Raw genomic sequence first — 14,508 nt, 5'->3', positions numbered from 1 at the left:
TTCGACGACTCTCTGAGTCGACCCCCTGCGCGCTGAGCCCCCAAAGGCTCCCTTCTGTCGCATCTGCCGTGCGCCCGCGCGCCGCCGACCCCGCCTTCACACGCGTACACCGCTGCTGGACTGCCCATGAGCACCTGAGCAGCGGCCCCTCCCCTCGCACGTCCGCTTCGCCCTGCCTCGCCTCGCCTCGCCTTGCGCCTTGCCTTGCCTTGCCTTGCCGCCCGATGGAGAACGTCACGCCATGAGCACGCTTCCGCATTCCCGCCGCATCCCGGCGGCCTTCGCCCTGATCACCGCCGTCACGCTGACGCTCACCGCCTGCGGTTCCGGCGGCTCCGCCGACACCGCGGGCGGGGCGGCGCCCGCGGGCAAGAGCGACAAGATCCCCACGCAGGACGTGGTCTCCTCGGTCAAGAAGAACGAGGCGGCGGCGAAGCTGCTGCCGGCCGACGTGCGCGAGCGGGGCACGCTCAGTCTCGCGACCGCCGTCGGCGGCAGCCCGCCCGGCAACACATATCTGGAGGACGGGAAGACGATCGTCGGCCAGGACGCCGACTTCGCTGAGGCCGTCGCGAAGGCGCTGGGCCTGAAGCTGAAGCGCGAGGCCGCGAGCTTCGAGGCGATCCTGCCCGCCCTGGACAGCGGCAAGTACGACCTGGGCACCGGCAACTTCGGCGTGACCGAGGAACGCCGCAAGACGATCGACTTCGTGACGTACATCAACGACGGGCAGGGCTTCGCCGTCCGCGACGACAGCGAGCTGACGAAGGTCACCGACTTCGAGCAGCTCTGCGGACTGAACGTGGCGACCGGCGCGGGCACCACCTTCGAGGTCACCCTGGAGGACAACAAGCACGTCTGCGGGGACGCGGGCAAGAAGCCGTACAGCGTGAAGACGTACGCCGAACCGGGCGCGATCTGGGGCTCGCTCCAGCAGGGCCGCAGCGATGTGGTGATGTCGACCATCAACGGCCTGCGCTACGCGGTGGCCCACCAGGAGGGCCTGAAGTTCCTGGGCGAGTACCACCGCCTGGACGTGGGCTTCGCCTTCAAGAAGGGGACGAAGCTGGCGGGCGCCTTCCGGGCGGCGGTGAACGGGCTGATTGCCGACGGCACGTATGAACGCATCCTGAAGAAGTGGGACACGCAGGGCTCGGCCATCGAGAAGTCCCGGATCTCCCCACCGGAGATCAAGGACTGACTCCCGGTCAGGGGTAGCGTCCCAAAGGGCGCGGGGAACTGCGCGACCAGCCCCCACAGCCCCGCAGACGAAGAAGAGACCCCGCGTACCTAAAGCCCGCAGTCACAGCAAGAGCAGCACTCGCAGCAGGAGCAGCACCCACTGTCACCGCAGTTGTTGCAGCAGCCCTCACGCCGCTTGCGGGACCACGGTCCCTCGTACGAATCCGCGCAGCACACCTTGCAGGTGCAGCAGAGGCCGATGGCGACGGCGCACCCGGCCCAGAACCCCCGCTTCTCCGGCTTCGGCGGCTGTGGCTCGAACGCGGGCCCACCGCCGAAGCCACCGGGACCACCAGGACCACCGGGGGCTCCGGGCGCGCCGCCGCCGTACGGGTTGCCACCGCCGTACGGATTCTGCGTGCCCCCGTACGGACCTCCGTACGGCCCACCCTGCTGACCATAGGGATCACCCCCCTGCGGCGGCCCGAACGAACCCCCCTGATGAGCCGTCACCTGATGGCTGTGCCCGCATGCCTCGGTCCCGAAGGCCCGGTCCACCGAGCGCCCCAGCTCATGCGCGAGCAGCACATGCGCCAGCTTGCCGTCGGTGAACTCGGCGTCCCGCAGCGCCAGCCGGATGCCGTGCAGGGCGTCGTCGGCGAGCCGCCGGGCCTCGGTGAGGTCCGTGCCCGTGGCCGTCAGGGGATTCCACGCACCCGACGCGGCGTCAGCTTCCTTGTCCTCCACGGCGTCCAGGAGGTGCGCGAGCCTGCCGAAGAGCCGGCCGGCCTCGGCGAGCGGCCCGGCGTTGTCCGGCCTGCCCGCTATGACGGCGGTGTGCGCGAAGGCGGCGGCCGTCGCGGTCTCGGTGGGTTCGGTGACCGTCAGGAGCGAGGTGCCGGGGCCCGCCAAGCCCTCGATGCCGACCTGCCGTTCGACGGCGTCCACCAGGACCGCCGTGTCGAAGCCCACATCGGCGCCGGTGCGCGCGCCCGCCTTGTCCCAGCTGCGCGCGACCTTCCGCGCGGCGGCGGCCACCGGCCTGCGTGCCAAGAGGCCGTCCCCGTCGACGACGTGGTCCCGCACCTTCGCCGATGCGAGGACCAGCGAGACCGCGGCGGCGAGCCGCGCGCCCTCGCCCTGCGCGACGGAGGCGGTCCGCATGCCGCGCAGCGGACAGGGCCCCGCGGTGCGCCGCCAGCCGGTCGACTTGGCGGCCTGAGCCTCCGTCAGAACCGAGATGATCAGGCCGTCGTAGTTGGTCACGACCCGGGCGAACTGCCCGTGGTCGCCGCGCAGCGCGAGGCAGAGACCGCACAAATGCGCCATCCACTGGGTCTTCAGTCCCTCGCCGAGACGGTGGCTGCAGGGCCTGACGATTCCGAACAAGACGACTCCCCCGTGAGTCTGCCGACGATCAACTCCGGCATCGTAGCGAGGGGTCCGTTCACCCGGACGCACCGCCCGTCACCCGAACGCCGTGAAGAATCATATTTCACTCACTGTCAGCAGCCGTGCACAGCAAGACCCTTGAGGAATCACGTGCTTCGGGCAGTTGACTGTGCACCAGTACCGTCACGAAAACCCCGCGCGGCGACTATCCACTTGGCGCACCATCCGCATCATGGACGAACATGGGGATGCGGAACGCAGAAAGCCCGCTGTGAGAGGAGGCGTCCATGGGATCGGTGCGCAAGGCGAGTGCCTGGCTTGGCCTCGTCGACGACAACAATGACGAGCGTTACTACGACGGCTACGACGATGACGGGGCCGAGGGGCCGGGCGAGGCCTGGGTCACCGACCCGCGGGTCCGGGTGGCGACCGAGTCGGCCGAGGAGCAGGGCCGCCGGATCGGCACCGTGACCCCGGACAGCTTCCGGGACGCGCGCGGCATCGGCGAGATGTTCCGGGACGGCGTCCCGGTCATCGTGAACCTCACGTCGATGGAGCCCGGCGACGCCAAGCGCGTCGTGGACTTCGCGGCGGGCCTCACCTTCGGCCTGCGCGGTTCCATCGAGCGCGTGGCGACGCGGGTCTTCCTGCTCACCCCCGCCGACACGCAGATCGTCAACGGGGAGGCCGCGAGCCGCCCGTCGGACGGCTTCTTCAACCAGAGCTAGCGGGCGAGGCCGCTCACCGGAACGCGTCGATGCCGGTGAGCGCCTTGCCCAGGACGAGCTGATGCATCTCGACGGTGCCCTCGTAGGTGAGCACCGACTCGAGGTTCGTCGCGTGCCGCATCACGGGGTACTCCAGGGAGATCCCGTTGGCACCGAGGATCGTCCGTGACGTACGGCAGATCTCGATCGCTTCCCGTACGTTGTTGAGCTTGCCGAAGCTGACCTGCTCGGGACGGAGCCTGCCCGCGTCCAGACGCCGGCCGAGGTGGTGTGCGAGCAGGATGCCCTTGTGCAGCTCGACCGCCATGTCGGCGAGCTTGGCCTGGGTGAGCTGGAAGCCGCCGATGGGCCTGCCGAACTGCTCGCGGGTCCTGGAGTACTCGACGGCCGCCTCGAAGCAGGAGCGGGCGGCGCCCATGGCGCCCCAGACGATGCCGTAGCGGGCGTGGGAGAGACAGCTCAGCGGGCCCTTGAGGCCGGTGACCTCGGGGAGAACGGCGTCCTCGGGCAGCCGCACCTCGTCCATCACCAGCTCGCTGGTGACGCTCGCGCGCAGCGACCACTTGTGCTTGATCTCGGGCGCCGAGAAGCCGGGGGCGTCGGTGGGGACGACGAATCCCCTGATCCCGTCGTCGGTGTGCGCCCAGACGACCGCGACACCGGCGACCGAGCCGTTCGTGATCCACATCTTGCGCCCGGAGAGCACCCAGTCGGTGCCGTCCTTCTTCGCGAAGGTGCGCATGGACGCCGGGTCGGAGCCGTGGTCGGGCTCGGTCAGGCCGAAGCAGCCGATGATCTCGCCCGCCGCCATGCCCGGCAGCCAGCGCTGCTTCTGCTCCTCGGAGCCGAAGCGGTGGATGGCGTACATGGCGAGGGAGCCCTGCACGGAGACCAGCGAGCGGATGCCGGAGTCGGCGGCCTCCAGCTCCAGACAGGCGAGTCCGTACTGGACGGCGGTGGCGCCCGCGCAGCCGTAGCCCTGAAGGGACATGCCGAGCGCGCCGATCGAGCCGAGCTCGCGGGCGAGATCGCGGATGCCGGGCAGCTCGCCCTTCTCGTACCAGTCGGCGATGTGCGGCAGGACCCGGTCGGCGGCCCAGGTGCGGACGGTGTCGCGGATCGCGAGGTCCTCCGGGTCGAGGAGGTCGTCGATGCCGAGCGGGTCGGTGGGGTCGAAGGGCGGCAGGGTGCGGCTGCTTGCGGACATGACGGGCCTCCGGCGGCGCAAAAACTAGCAGTGGTAGTTACTTACGGCTCGCGCTGACGTTACGACGCGGTGTCGCGGACGTCCAGAGTGTCCCGCCCGGGGTGCAGCGGTGTCCTGCCCGGGGTGCAGCGGTGTCCCGCTCCGCTCAGCGGACGGACTGCGCGGGGACGGCCGTCGCGTCACGCGGTGCGGGTATCCCGGCGTCCGCGCACGCGCCCTGCTCCTGGTCCTGGTCCTGGTCCTCCGCGGCGGCCCCGCACTCCATCGTCCGCGGCAGCCGCAGCGCCATCAGCGCGCCGAGCAGCAGCAGCCCCGCGCTGACCAGGAGCGTCACATGCAGCCCGTGCACGAAGGACTCCCTGGCCGCGTCCCGCAGCGCGCTGCCCGCGCCGCCGCCGAGCTGCCCCGCGACCTCGTACGCCTCGCCGAGCGAGTGGCTCGCCTCGGAGCTCGCCTTGTCCGGCACGCCCGGCACGGACGAGAGGCCCGGCGCGTACGCCGCGTTCATGACGCTGCCGAGCAGCGCGATGCCGATGCCCGCGCCCAGCTGGTAGGAGGTCTCGCCGATCGCGGCGGCCCCGCCGGCCTGCGACTGCGGCGCCTCGCTGAGCATCGACTCGTACGAACCGAAGAGCGTGGTCTGCAGGCCGAGGCCGAGCAGCACGAAGCTGGTGAGCAGCAGCGGGTCGTTCGCCTTGTCGCCCATGCCGGTGAGCACCACCACGGCCACGGCGGTGAGGGTGAATCCGCAGGCGACCATCGTGCGCGGCCCGAAGCGGTGAAGCAGCTTCGATCCGGCGAGGCCCGCGGCCATAGCGGCGACGGTGAGCGGCACGAGCCGCATGCCCGTCTCCAGCGGGGAGAGGCCGAGCACCAGCTGCAGATACTGCGCGGCGACCAGTTCCAGGCCGACCAGGGCGAGCATCGCGAGCACGATGCAGCCGAGCGAGGTGGAGAACGCGGGCCTGGAGAACATCGACAGATCGATGAGCGGATGCTCGCGCCGCCGCTGCCTGCGGACGAAGCCGACCAGGAGCGCGGCCCCGAGGAAGAACGAGAGCAGTGTCGTCATGCCGAACGGCGACTCGCCGCCGCCCGCCCGCTTCACCGCGAGGACGAGTCCGAAGAGCCCGGCGGCCGCCATCAGCGCGCCGACGACATCCCAGGGGCCGTTGCGGTCGCCCGTGGACTCGGGAAGGAGCCAGCGCCCGATGGGCAGGCTGACCAGCATCAACGGGATGTTTATGAGGAAGACCGAGCCCCACCAGAAGTGCTCCAGGAGGAACCCGCCGAGCAGCGGTCCGCCCGCCGCACCGATGCCCGCCACCGCGCTCCACACGCCGATGGCGACGGCGCGCTCACGCCGGTCGGGGAAGACCTGCCGGAGGATCGAAAGGGTCGCGGGCATGATCATCGCGCCGCCGATGCCGAGCAGGGCGCGGGCCGCGATCAGGATCTGCGCGTTGTCCGCCGTCGCCGCGATCGCCGAGGCGACGCCGAAGAGCGCGTACCCGAGAAGGAGCACCCGTCTGCGGCCGACCCGGTCGCCGAGGGTGCCGAAGAGGATGAGGAGCGAGGCGCAGACCAGCGGATAGACGTCGACGATCCACAGCAGCTCGATGCCGCCGGGCTTCAGGTCCTCCGTGACGGCCGGCACCGCGACATGCAGCACCGTGGCGTCGACGGCGACGAGCAGCAGGCTGACGCAGAGGACGACGAGCACCAGCCAGCGGTTGGCGCCCTCCTGCGACCTGGGCACCCGACGGCCGGAGGGAGCAGTGGCCGTGGTTGTCCCCGACATGTGCGATACCTCCCAGTGATCCCTCGCATCGGCGGCCCGCGGGACGTGATCTCCCAGCTGGCGGCGGCGAAAGGCGAGTGAGCCGTCAGCGTACGCGAGTTCACGGCTGTGGCGCGTGGCGGACCTCTCACGGTTGCGCGCAGACCATGTGGCATACGCCACGCCGCCCACCCATGGACCACGCACCCGAGCGGCCACGCGGTTCCTGACTGCGCCGATAATCGAGCCCGTGACCGACCTTGATCAATGCCCGTCGCGGCCCTCGTACGGCGCCCGCGCGGGGGCCGCGCTGCGCCGCGCCGCACCCGCGCTCCTGGTGTACGCGGGGGTGCGCGCCCTGGGGCTCGCGGTGCTCGCGGCATGGAGCGCGGCGGCGGGCAAGAGCCCGCACACGCTGCTCTCCGCCCGCTGGGACTCGCTCTGGTACACCCGCGTCGCCGAGTTCGGCTACGGCTGGGAGGTGCGGCTCCCGGACGGCAGCGTCCACTCCAACCTGGCATTCTTCCCGCTGCTCCCCTGGCTGGAGCGGCTCGTCTCGGCGATCACCCCGCTCTCGTACGCCGATGCCGGTCTGGTGGTGAGCTGGCTCGCCTCGCTCTGCGCGGCCGGGGGGATCTTCGCGATCGCCGATCACTTGTACGGACGGCGGGCCGGGGTCTGCGCGGTCGCGCTGTGGGCGGTGCTCCCGGTCGGCATCGTGCAGTCGATGGCGTACAGCGAGTCGCTGTTCACGGCGCTCGCGGCCTGGTCGCTGTACTCGGTGCTCAGGGGGCGCTGGGTGTGGGCGGGCGTGTTCGCCTCCCTCGCGGGCCTGACCCGGCCGGTGGGCGCGGCGGTGGTCGCCGCGATCTGGGTGACGGCGGCCGTTCAGCTGTACCGGGAGCGGCGGGCGGACCGGCGCATGCTCCTCGGCGTCGCCCTGGCCCCGCTGGGCGCCGCGGGCTATGTGCTGTGGGTGGGCCGGCGCACCGGCGACGGGCTCTTCGGCTATCTCGACGTCCAGGCGGGCTGGGGCAACGGATTCGACTTCGGCTACGCCTTCGCCCGCTTCATCGGCGACAAGTTCACCGGCTTCCCGGCGGCGCTGGCCGGAATCGGCCTGATCATCGGGGTCGCCCTGCTGATCTGGCTGTACGTCGTCGGCGTACGGAAGGGCCAGCCGCTGCCGCTGCTCGTCTACAGCGGCATCGTCGTCGCGCTCGCCCTGTGCGCGGCGGGCTACTTCGGCTCGAAACCGCGCCTCCTGCTGCCCGCCTTCCCCCTGCTCCTGCCGCTCGCGGTGGCCCTCGCCCGGCTGCGTCCGGCCAGGTCAGCGGCGATCCTCGGGGCGGTGGCGGCGGCGGGCGCGGTGTACGGGGCGTTCTGGCTCAACGGCTCCGGCCCTCCATGATCGTTTAGTGGCCCGCCCGGTGATCGAAGGGGAAATTCCGCACCAGGCCGCGGTGAACGAATTAATAAGCGCCATAAAACAGCGACGATAACGATCAACGAATTGGGTAAGGGGCTCATCGCAGAATAGGGAAACCCGGGGAATAAACCTCCGTCTGAGATCAATGCCACATCACATCGTCATCACAAAGCCACTGATTCGGCCTAGTCATGCACTCACTCGCTGTAACGTCGATTGGGTGCGTACCGAACGAAACCTCACCCGTCTGGATCGGGTCTTCGCCCGACTAGACCGTGAGCCGGAACGACCGGCCGGCCTCGATGAGCCGAGGATGAGCAGGCACCGGATCGTGCTCTTCAGCGCGACCCTGGCCTTCTATCTCGCCATCGTGGTCGCCGTGCTGACCACTTCATGGCTGGTGCGGTTCGACTGGCAGGTCATGTTCTTCCGGCCCTATCAGCAGTGGCCCGAGATCCACGCCTTCCTCGACTACTGGGTGGTCCTCGGCCAGCGCGGCCCGACCGCCGTGATGGTCGCGGCCTGGCTGGGCTGGCGCTCCTGGCGGCAGCACACCATCCGCCCGCTCCTGATGTTCGGCGCCTCCCTGCTGCTGCTCAATGTCACGGTCGGCGCCGCCAAGATCGGCATGGGCCGCCTCGGCCCGCACTACGCCACCACGATCGGCGCCAACGAGATGTGGCTCGGCGGCGATATATTCCCCAGCGGCCACACCGCGAACGCCGTGGTGACCTGGGGAATCCTGGCCTATCTGGCCTCGACCCCGGTCACCCGCCGCTATCTGTCGGCGCTCTCGGCCGTGGTCTCCCTGAGCGTGGGCCTCACCACCGTCTACCTCGGCACGCACTGGCTGAGCGATGTGCTGCTCGGCTGGGCCGCCGGCCTGCTGATCCTGCTCGCGCTGCCCTGGGTGGAGGGTCCGATCGCCCGCATCGAGGGCTGGATCTTCGAGCGCAGGGAGAGCTGGCGGCAGCGCCGCGCCGGCGCCGCGGCCCCCGCGGACATCCCGGTCACCCTGCCGCTGCCGGGTCCCGGCGCACCGGCCGGAGAGCCGCCGGTCCGCGAGCCGATCGGCGCGTCCCGGCACGCCCGCAACCCGGCCTATCTCGCGCCGGGACCGCACACACCGCGCTCCGAGCGCAGCCCGATCACCCCGGTGGGCCCCCGCCGCCCGCCGCACTCCGAGCGCGGCACCCGCGCCTCGTCGGCCCGCCCGGTGGCGGGCGGCTGACCCGGCCCACGAGCAGCGGGGACGGTACGCACACACCCACCCCGCACGGCGAAGGCCCCGGTTCCCTCACAGGAGCCGGGGCCTTCGCCTTGTGCGCACTCTCGCCAGAAGCGGCCGTCAGCCCTTCCAGCAGCGCGTCACGACGCCTTCCTTGACCTCGAAGTTGAGCCGTCCCGCGAGGAACTCCATGGTGATGATCGCGCCCGGCGCCAGCGCCCTGACCTTGGACCACCCGCGCTCGCGGGCCTGCCGCTCGGCGCCCTCGGCGTCGAGGCCGACATAGTCGTCCAAAGTGTCCTGCGGGTCTGCGGGCGGGGTCGGAATAGGTGCCATGGCCGCCACGTTAGGCGGCGCGGCCCCGCCGGGGAAGGCCGGGGCCGTACACCATGCGTCACCTATCCCACCCCGGTCACGCTTTTGTCACAGGATCACGACGCCCGTTTCACCCGAACTCCGTCACACGTACGGGCGGTTCCGTACGCGTCCCGATGCCATTCATGGATTTCTCACGGGCTCCCCGAGACGCTTCGGATACGACTGAAATGCGCCAAAGAAAAGGCCGCCGAGTTGTCTCCGCACTCCGTCCGAATTTCCGAATCATGGGCGCCGGCGAGGATGTGACGCCGCATAGGGAATTCATGGTTCCAGCACGGCGGGCCGGTACGCCCCCTGTCGGAGCGGGGTGTGACGCGAGCATGATGGCGGGTGCTTCCGGCAGGCCCAGGGCGCGACGGCGAAGGGGCGAGCGATGGGTACTGAGACCGCACAGGCGGTGGCACCGCCGGTCCGGCAGAAGAGTCCGGGCCGGGTTCTCGTGAGCTGGCTCACGACCACCGACCACAAGAGGATCGGTCATCTGTACCTGATCACGTCGTTCGCGTTCTTCCTGATCGCGGGCCTGATGGCGCTGCTGATGCGGGCCGAACTCGCCCGCCCCGGACTGCAGCTGATGTCCAACAACGAGTTCAACCAGATGTTCACCATGCACGGCACGATCATGCTGCTGCTCTTCGCGACCCCGACCTTCGCGGGCTTCGCCAACGAGATCATGCCGCTCCAGATCGGCGCCCCCGACGTCGCCTTCCCGCGGCTCAACATGCTCTCGTACTGGCTGTTCCTGTTCGGCGGCCTGATGGTGCTCGGCTCGCTCCTGGTGCCCAGCGGCCCCGCCAACTTCGGCTGGTTCGCCTACGCCCCGCTCAACAGCCTGGAGCGGTCACCGGGGATCGGCGCCGACCTGTGGATCATGGGGCTCGCGCTCTCCGGCTTCGGCACGATCCTCGGCTCGGTGAACTTCCTGACGACCATCATCGGGATGCGCGCTCCCGGCATGACGATGTTCCGGATGCCCATCTTCACCTGGAACGTCCTCTTCACGTCGATCCTGGTCCTGCTCGCGTTCCCGGTGCTCGCCGCCGCGCTGCTCGTCCTGGAGGCCGACCGGCGCTTCCACTCCATGGTCTTCGCCTCGGAGAACGGGGGCGCGCTGCTGTGGCAGCACCTCTTCTGGTTCTTCGGGCATCCCGAGGTCTACATCATCGCGCTGCCGTTCTTCGGCATCATCACGGAGATCATCCCGGTCTTCAGCCGGAAGCCGGTCTTCGGCTATGTGCCGCTGGTCGGCGCGACGATGGCCATCACGGGGCTCTCCGTCGTCGTATGGGCGCACCACATGTTCGCGACGGGGGCGGTGCTTCTGCCCTTCTTCTCCTTCATGTCCTTCCTGATCGCGGTGCCCACGGGCGTGAAGTTCTTCAACTGGACCGGGACGATGCTGAAGGGCTCGCTCTCCTTCGAGACGCCGATGCTGTGGGCGATCGGCTTCCTGGTGTCGTTCCTGTTCGGCGGACTGACCGGCGTCATCCTGGCCTCGCCGCCGCTGGACTTCCACGTCACCGACTCGTACTTCGTGGTGGCGCACTTCCACTACGTCGTCTTCGGCACCGTCGTCTTCGCGACCTTCGGCGGCTTCTACTTCTGGTGGCCGAAGTTCACCGGGAAGCTGCTCGACGAACGCCTCGGGAAGATCCACTTCTGGACGCTCTTCGTGGGCTTCCACACGACGTTCCTGGTCCAGCACTGGCTGGGCGCCGAGGGCATGCCGCGCCGCTACGCCGACTATCTGTCGGCGGACGGCTTCACGGCGCTCAACACGATCTCGTCCATCGGGTCGTTCCTGCTCGGCATGTCCACGCTGCCGTTCCTCTACAACGTCTGGAAGACCGCCAAGTACGGCGCGCAGGTCGACGTCGACGACCCCTGGGGCTACGGCCGCTCCCTGGAGTGGGCGACCCCGTGCCCGGTGCCCCGCCACAACTTCGTCACGCTGCCCCGGATCCGCTCGGAGTCCCCGGCGTTCGACCTGCACCATCCGGAGTTCGCGGCGCTGCCCGCCCAGCCGGCGCGGAAGCCCGCTCAAGAGCCCGGCTCAGCAGGTCCCGGGCCGAGCTGAGCCGGCCGACGAGGTCCACGGGCTCGACGACCTCGAACTCGATGCCCATCAACAGCACATGGATCACCATCACGTCGAGGCTGACGGCCCCGGTGCGCAGCAGACAGCTCGTCTCCGTCTCGGCCTCCAGCGTGCCGTCCGACGGGGTGATCCGCCCGGCCGCCTCCTCCAGGGGCACCAGGAGCCGGATCACGGCGTGTGCGGCGTACGCCGTCGTGGAGACGCCACGGGAGACGTACGCGGCGAGGTCGTCGGCCGGTGGGGTGCGCGGGGTGAAGCGGGGGCCGTGCGGGGGCCTCGGCTCGACGCGGTCCGCGCGGAAGGTGCGCCAGTCGCCGCGGTCCACGTCCCAGGCGACCAGATACCAGCGGCGCTCGCTGCAGACGAGGCGGTGCGGTTCGACGGTGCGGCGGCTGGAACTGCCTTCGTGGTCCCGGTAGTCGAAGCGCAGCCGCTCCGCGTCCCGGCAGGCGTGGGCGAGTTCGGTGAGGACGGCGGGGTCGACGGCCTGCTGCGGGGTCCTGAGCATCGGCACCGTGAAGGCGTTCAGGGCGCCGACCCGCCGTCGCAGCCGGCCGGGCAGCACCTGCTCCAGCTTGGCCAGGGCGCGTACGGAGGTCTCACCGATGCCCTCGATGCCCTGCCCGGCTGCGGTGCGCAGGCCCACCGCCACCGCGACCGCCTCGTCGTCGTCCAGGAGCAGCGGCGGCAACTCGGCGCCCGCACCCAGCTGGTAGCCGCCGCCCGTGCCGGGGCTCGCGTTGACGGGGTAGCCAAGCTCGCGCAGCCGGTCCACGTCGCGGCGGACGGTGCGCGGGGTGACGCCGAGCCGCTCGGCGAGGTCCGCGCCGGACCAGTCGCGGTGGGCCTGCAGCAGCGAGAGCAGGCGGAGCAGTCGTGCGGAGGTCTCCAACATGCGGGTGATTGTGCCCGGCGTCGCGGACAGCCGCTGTCCTCGAGGGGCTCAGCCTTCGGCGGCGCTCGCCTCGCGGATCCGTACCGAGAGGTCGTTGTCGTTCGTGTAGTACGGGCCCGCCTCCAGCACCCCGTGCTCCGCCGTCTCGATGCGCGCCACCGGGTAGGTGAAGATCGGCTTCTTGTCCGCGACGTCGTCCAGGAGCCGCGCGAGGCGGATCCGGGGCCCGCTCTCCCCCGCCGGGCGCAGCCAGAGGTCCCACGGCCCGACGCCGCTCCCGGCGAGCACGTCGCAGCGCAGCCCGAAGCTGAACTCCGGCTCCTCCAGGTCCAGTTCGCAGCGCTCGACGCGGTCGGGCTCGGCGCGGCGGGACACCTCGGCGTATCCGGCGGCCGTCACGCCGGTGCCGTAGACCCGCCCCCGCACGGTCAGCGCGGCACCGTCGATCTCGATCTCGCCGATCTCGGCGTGCGGGGCGCGCAGCCAGCTGCGTACGGAGAGGTTGCCCTGCTTGGTCGCGTAGGGGATGCGGACGGCGATGTGGCCGCGGGCGCCGCTCGGGGCGCGGTCGACCAGGGAGCGCAGGTCGTTGACGCCGGGCGCGAGGCGGCGCGGCGCGCCCCCGTCGACCTGCGCGTAGGCGTTCCAGCGGCCCTCGGCCAGTTCGACGCTGCTGGGCAGCGCGGCCCGCAGCCGGCCGTCGGCGGCCGGGGACAGCGGCAGCCACACGTCCTCGTCGGCGGACGCGGCGTCGCGGCGGCGCAGCAGCAGATGGGCCGCACCGGCCCCACCGGGGTCGGTGACGTCGAAGGTCAGTCCGCCCGCGGAGTCGGCTATGCAGTCGGCGCGCGGTGCCGCGGCCACGTCCTGCTGCTCGCTCCCGGTGTCGCAGGGCATCGAGGCGTCCGAGGTGGCCAGGGCCGTCATGCGGTTGATCCCTTCGTCTGTATGCCGCGTCCGAGGTCACGAACGGCGTACGCACCGCCGAGCAGCGCCCCGCGGGTGCGGTGCAGCGAGCCGCGCATCCGGCCGCTGAACGAGCCGCCGCGGGCGAGCATTCCGCTGAACATCGCGTCGTAGCGCGCGGCTATCCGGGCCGGGTCGAAGCGTTCGGAGTCGTGGAGCGCCGCGTCCGCCATCCGCTGCCGCAGCGCGTCGTTGTTGATCAGTTCGAGCAGTCCGCCCGCGATGGCGTCGGTGTTGCCGACCTCGACGAGCCGCCCGTCGACACCGTTGTCGATGATCTCGCCGGGCCCGTGCGGACAGTCGGTGGCCACCACGGGGAGACCGCAGCGCATCGCCTCCACGATCGTCATGCCGAAGGACTCCAGGCTGGAGGTGACGGCCGCGATGGAGCCCTTGGCCCACTCGGGCTCGATGGGGTGGGCGGGGCCCATCAGGAACACGTGGTTGTAGAGGCCCAGTTCGTCGATGAGGGCGCGCAGCTTCTCCTTCTGCTTGCCGCCGCCGTAGATCCGAAGGCGCCAGTCGGGGCGTTCGCGCCGCACCTTGTCGAAGGCCCGGATCAGCAGGTCGTACCGCTTGACGGGCGCGAGCCGCCCGGCGGCTACGACCCATTTGTGGGAGCCGTCGGCGGGCTCGATGCCGGGCGCGGGCACGGGGTTGGGCACGGCCTGGACATGGACGCCGGGCAGCCGCATCTTCCTGCGGTAGGCGTGGGCGTCGGCCTCGGTCGTCGTGGTCAGGACGTCGAGGCGGGGGTAGACGCTGCGCAGCTGGCGGCGGAGTTCCTTGGAGTGGCTGTCGAGCGTGAGGTGTTCCTGGCCGACCCGCAGCGGTCCGCGGGCGGTCTCGCGGGCGATGTGCACATTGAGTCCGGGCCGGGTGCCGACCACGACGTCGGCGCTGACGGAGGCCAGATGCGCGGCGATGCGCCGGTCGGTGAGGGCGCTGTACTGGTCGTAGCGCCCCTCCGCACTCGGGAACGTCCGCGCGGGCAGCAGGGCTTCGGCGTCCTGGCCCTCGAATCCGGGGGTGTCCTTCCGCATGTCCACGAGGTGGCTGAGCCGCACGCGCGGGTCCGGGGCGAAGACGGGTTCGTCCCGGTGCCGGAAGACGGAGACGATCTCGACGTCGTGCTGCTCGGCGAACGTGTTCGCCAAGTTGTACGTCGTCCGGATCGTGCCGCCGATTCCGTACGCGTTGTGAATCAGGAAAGAGATGTGCATGC

Annotated in this window: 11 protein-coding genes and 1 pseudogene; 5 read left to right on the top strand and 7 right to left on the bottom strand. The window is 70.6% G+C overall.

The features are described from left to right. Positions 1 to 241 precede the first annotated feature (241 nt). Positions 242 to 1,201 (top strand): ABC transporter substrate-binding protein, encoded by a 960-nt coding sequence (locus tag ACIBKX_RS26350; RefSeq protein ID WP_363276582.1) that lies wholly within the window; start codon positions 242 to 244, stop codon positions 1,199 to 1,201. 89 nt (positions 1,202 to 1,290) lie between these two features. On the opposite strand, the gene ACIBKX_RS26345 is transcribed toward ACIBKX_RS26350, so the two are convergent. Next, positions 1,291 to 2,571 (bottom strand): DUF5685 family protein, encoded by a 1,281-nt coding sequence (locus ACIBKX_RS26345; RefSeq protein WP_363276583.1) that lies wholly within the window; start codon positions 2,569 to 2,571, stop codon positions 1,291 to 1,293. 290 nt (positions 2,572 to 2,861) lie between these two features. Between ACIBKX_RS26345 and ACIBKX_RS26340 the strand changes: the two genes are divergently transcribed. After that, positions 2,862 to 3,302: a cell division protein SepF gene (locus ACIBKX_RS26340; RefSeq protein ID WP_363276584.1), complete on the top strand. Its 441-nt coding sequence runs from the start codon at positions 2,862 to 2,864 to the stop codon at positions 3,300 to 3,302. Between the two features lie 13 nt (positions 3,303 to 3,315). On the opposite strand, the gene ACIBKX_RS26335 is transcribed toward ACIBKX_RS26340, so the two are convergent. Then, entirely contained in the window at positions 3,316 to 4,509 is a 1,194-nt protein-coding gene (locus ACIBKX_RS26335; RefSeq protein WP_363276585.1) for an acyl-CoA dehydrogenase family protein, read from the bottom strand. Positions 4,510 to 4,654: 145 nt separating this feature from the next. Then, complete coding sequence (locus tag ACIBKX_RS26330) at positions 4,655 to 6,310, bottom strand: MFS transporter (protein WP_363276586.1); 1,656 nt, start codon at positions 6,308 to 6,310, stop codon at positions 4,655 to 4,657. 229 nt (positions 6,311 to 6,539) lie between these two features. On the opposite strand from ACIBKX_RS26330, the gene ACIBKX_RS26325 reads away from it, so the two are divergent. Further along, complete coding sequence (locus ACIBKX_RS26325) at positions 6,540 to 7,700, top strand: glycosyltransferase family 39 protein (RefSeq protein ID WP_363276587.1); 1,161 nt, start codon at positions 6,540 to 6,542, stop codon at positions 7,698 to 7,700. 238 nt (positions 7,701 to 7,938) lie between these two features. After that, a complete protein-coding gene (locus tag ACIBKX_RS26320; RefSeq protein ID WP_363276588.1) occupies positions 7,939 to 8,949 on the top strand; it encodes a phosphatase PAP2 family protein in 1,011 nt (336 codons plus the stop codon). A 117-nt stretch (positions 8,950 to 9,066) separates the two neighbouring features. On the opposite strand, the gene ACIBKX_RS26315 is transcribed toward ACIBKX_RS26320, so the two are convergent. Continuing rightward, positions 9,067 to 9,282 (bottom strand): I78 family peptidase inhibitor, encoded by a 216-nt coding sequence (locus ACIBKX_RS26315; RefSeq protein WP_363276589.1) that lies wholly within the window; start codon positions 9,280 to 9,282, stop codon positions 9,067 to 9,069. Between the two features lie 415 nt (positions 9,283 to 9,697). On the opposite strand from ACIBKX_RS26315, the pseudogene ACIBKX_RS26310 reads away from it, so the two are divergent. Further along, positions 9,698 to 11,224: pseudogene (locus tag ACIBKX_RS26310) on the top strand (cbb3-type cytochrome c oxidase subunit I); the annotation flags it as partial. Between the two features lie 46 nt (positions 11,225 to 11,270). Here the strand turns inward: ACIBKX_RS26310 and ACIBKX_RS26305 are convergent. Genes ACIBKX_RS26305 through ACIBKX_RS26295 form a run of 3 tightly spaced genes read right to left on the bottom strand, consistent with a single transcriptional unit; the run spans position 11,271 to position 14,506 of the window. Continuing rightward, positions 11,271 to 12,317, bottom strand: a complete 1,047-nt coding sequence (locus tag ACIBKX_RS26305) for a YafY family protein (RefSeq protein WP_363276590.1) — start codon at positions 12,315 to 12,317, stop codon at positions 11,271 to 11,273. A 48-nt stretch (positions 12,318 to 12,365) separates the two neighbouring features. After that, the gene (locus ACIBKX_RS26300) at positions 12,366 to 13,214 is read right to left on the bottom strand and encodes a hypothetical protein (protein ID WP_363276636.1); all 849 of its coding nucleotides are present in this window, start codon (positions 13,212 to 13,214) and stop codon (positions 12,366 to 12,368) included. 26 nt (positions 13,215 to 13,240) lie between these two features. Beyond that, a complete protein-coding gene (locus tag ACIBKX_RS26295; protein ID WP_363276591.1) occupies positions 13,241 to 14,506 on the bottom strand; it encodes a glycosyltransferase family 4 protein in 1,266 nt (421 codons plus the stop codon). Positions 14,507 to 14,508 lie beyond the last annotated feature (2 nt).

Source organism: Streptomyces sp. NPDC050658 (assembly GCF_044457025.1).
In the GTDB taxonomy this organism is placed as follows: Bacteria; Actinomycetota; Actinomycetes; order Streptomycetales; family Streptomycetaceae; genus Streptomyces.
Note: the sequence above shows the minus strand (reverse complement) of the source record. Positions and strands in the feature narration are given on the sequence as shown.

Coding starts and splice junctions, on each gene's coding strand:
- ACIBKX_RS26350 (WP_363276582.1), top strand. CDS start 242: ATGAGCACGCTTCCGCATTCCCGCCGCATCCCGGCGGCCTTCGCCCTG.
- ACIBKX_RS26340 (WP_363276584.1), top strand. CDS start 2,862: ATGGGATCGGTGCGCAAGGCGAGTGCCTGGCTTGGCCTCGTCGACGAC.
- ACIBKX_RS26335 (WP_363276585.1), bottom strand. CDS start 4,509: ATGTCCGCAAGCAGCCGCACCCTGCCGCCCTTCGACCCCACCGACCCG.
- ACIBKX_RS26330 (WP_363276586.1), bottom strand. CDS start 6,310: ATGTCGGGGACAACCACGGCCACTGCTCCCTCCGGCCGTCGGGTGCCC.
- ACIBKX_RS26315 (WP_363276589.1), bottom strand. CDS start 9,282: ATGGCACCTATTCCGACCCCGCCCGCAGACCCGCAGGACACTTTGGAC.
- ACIBKX_RS26305 (WP_363276590.1), bottom strand. CDS start 12,317: ATGTTGGAGACCTCCGCACGACTGCTCCGCCTGCTCTCGCTGCTGCAG.
- ACIBKX_RS26300 (WP_363276636.1), bottom strand. CDS start 13,214: ATGCCCTGCGACACCGGGAGCGAGCAGCAGGACGTGGCCGCGGCACCG.
- ACIBKX_RS26295 (WP_363276591.1), bottom strand. CDS start 14,506: ATGCACATCTCTTTCCTGATTCACAACGCGTACGGAATCGGCGGCACG.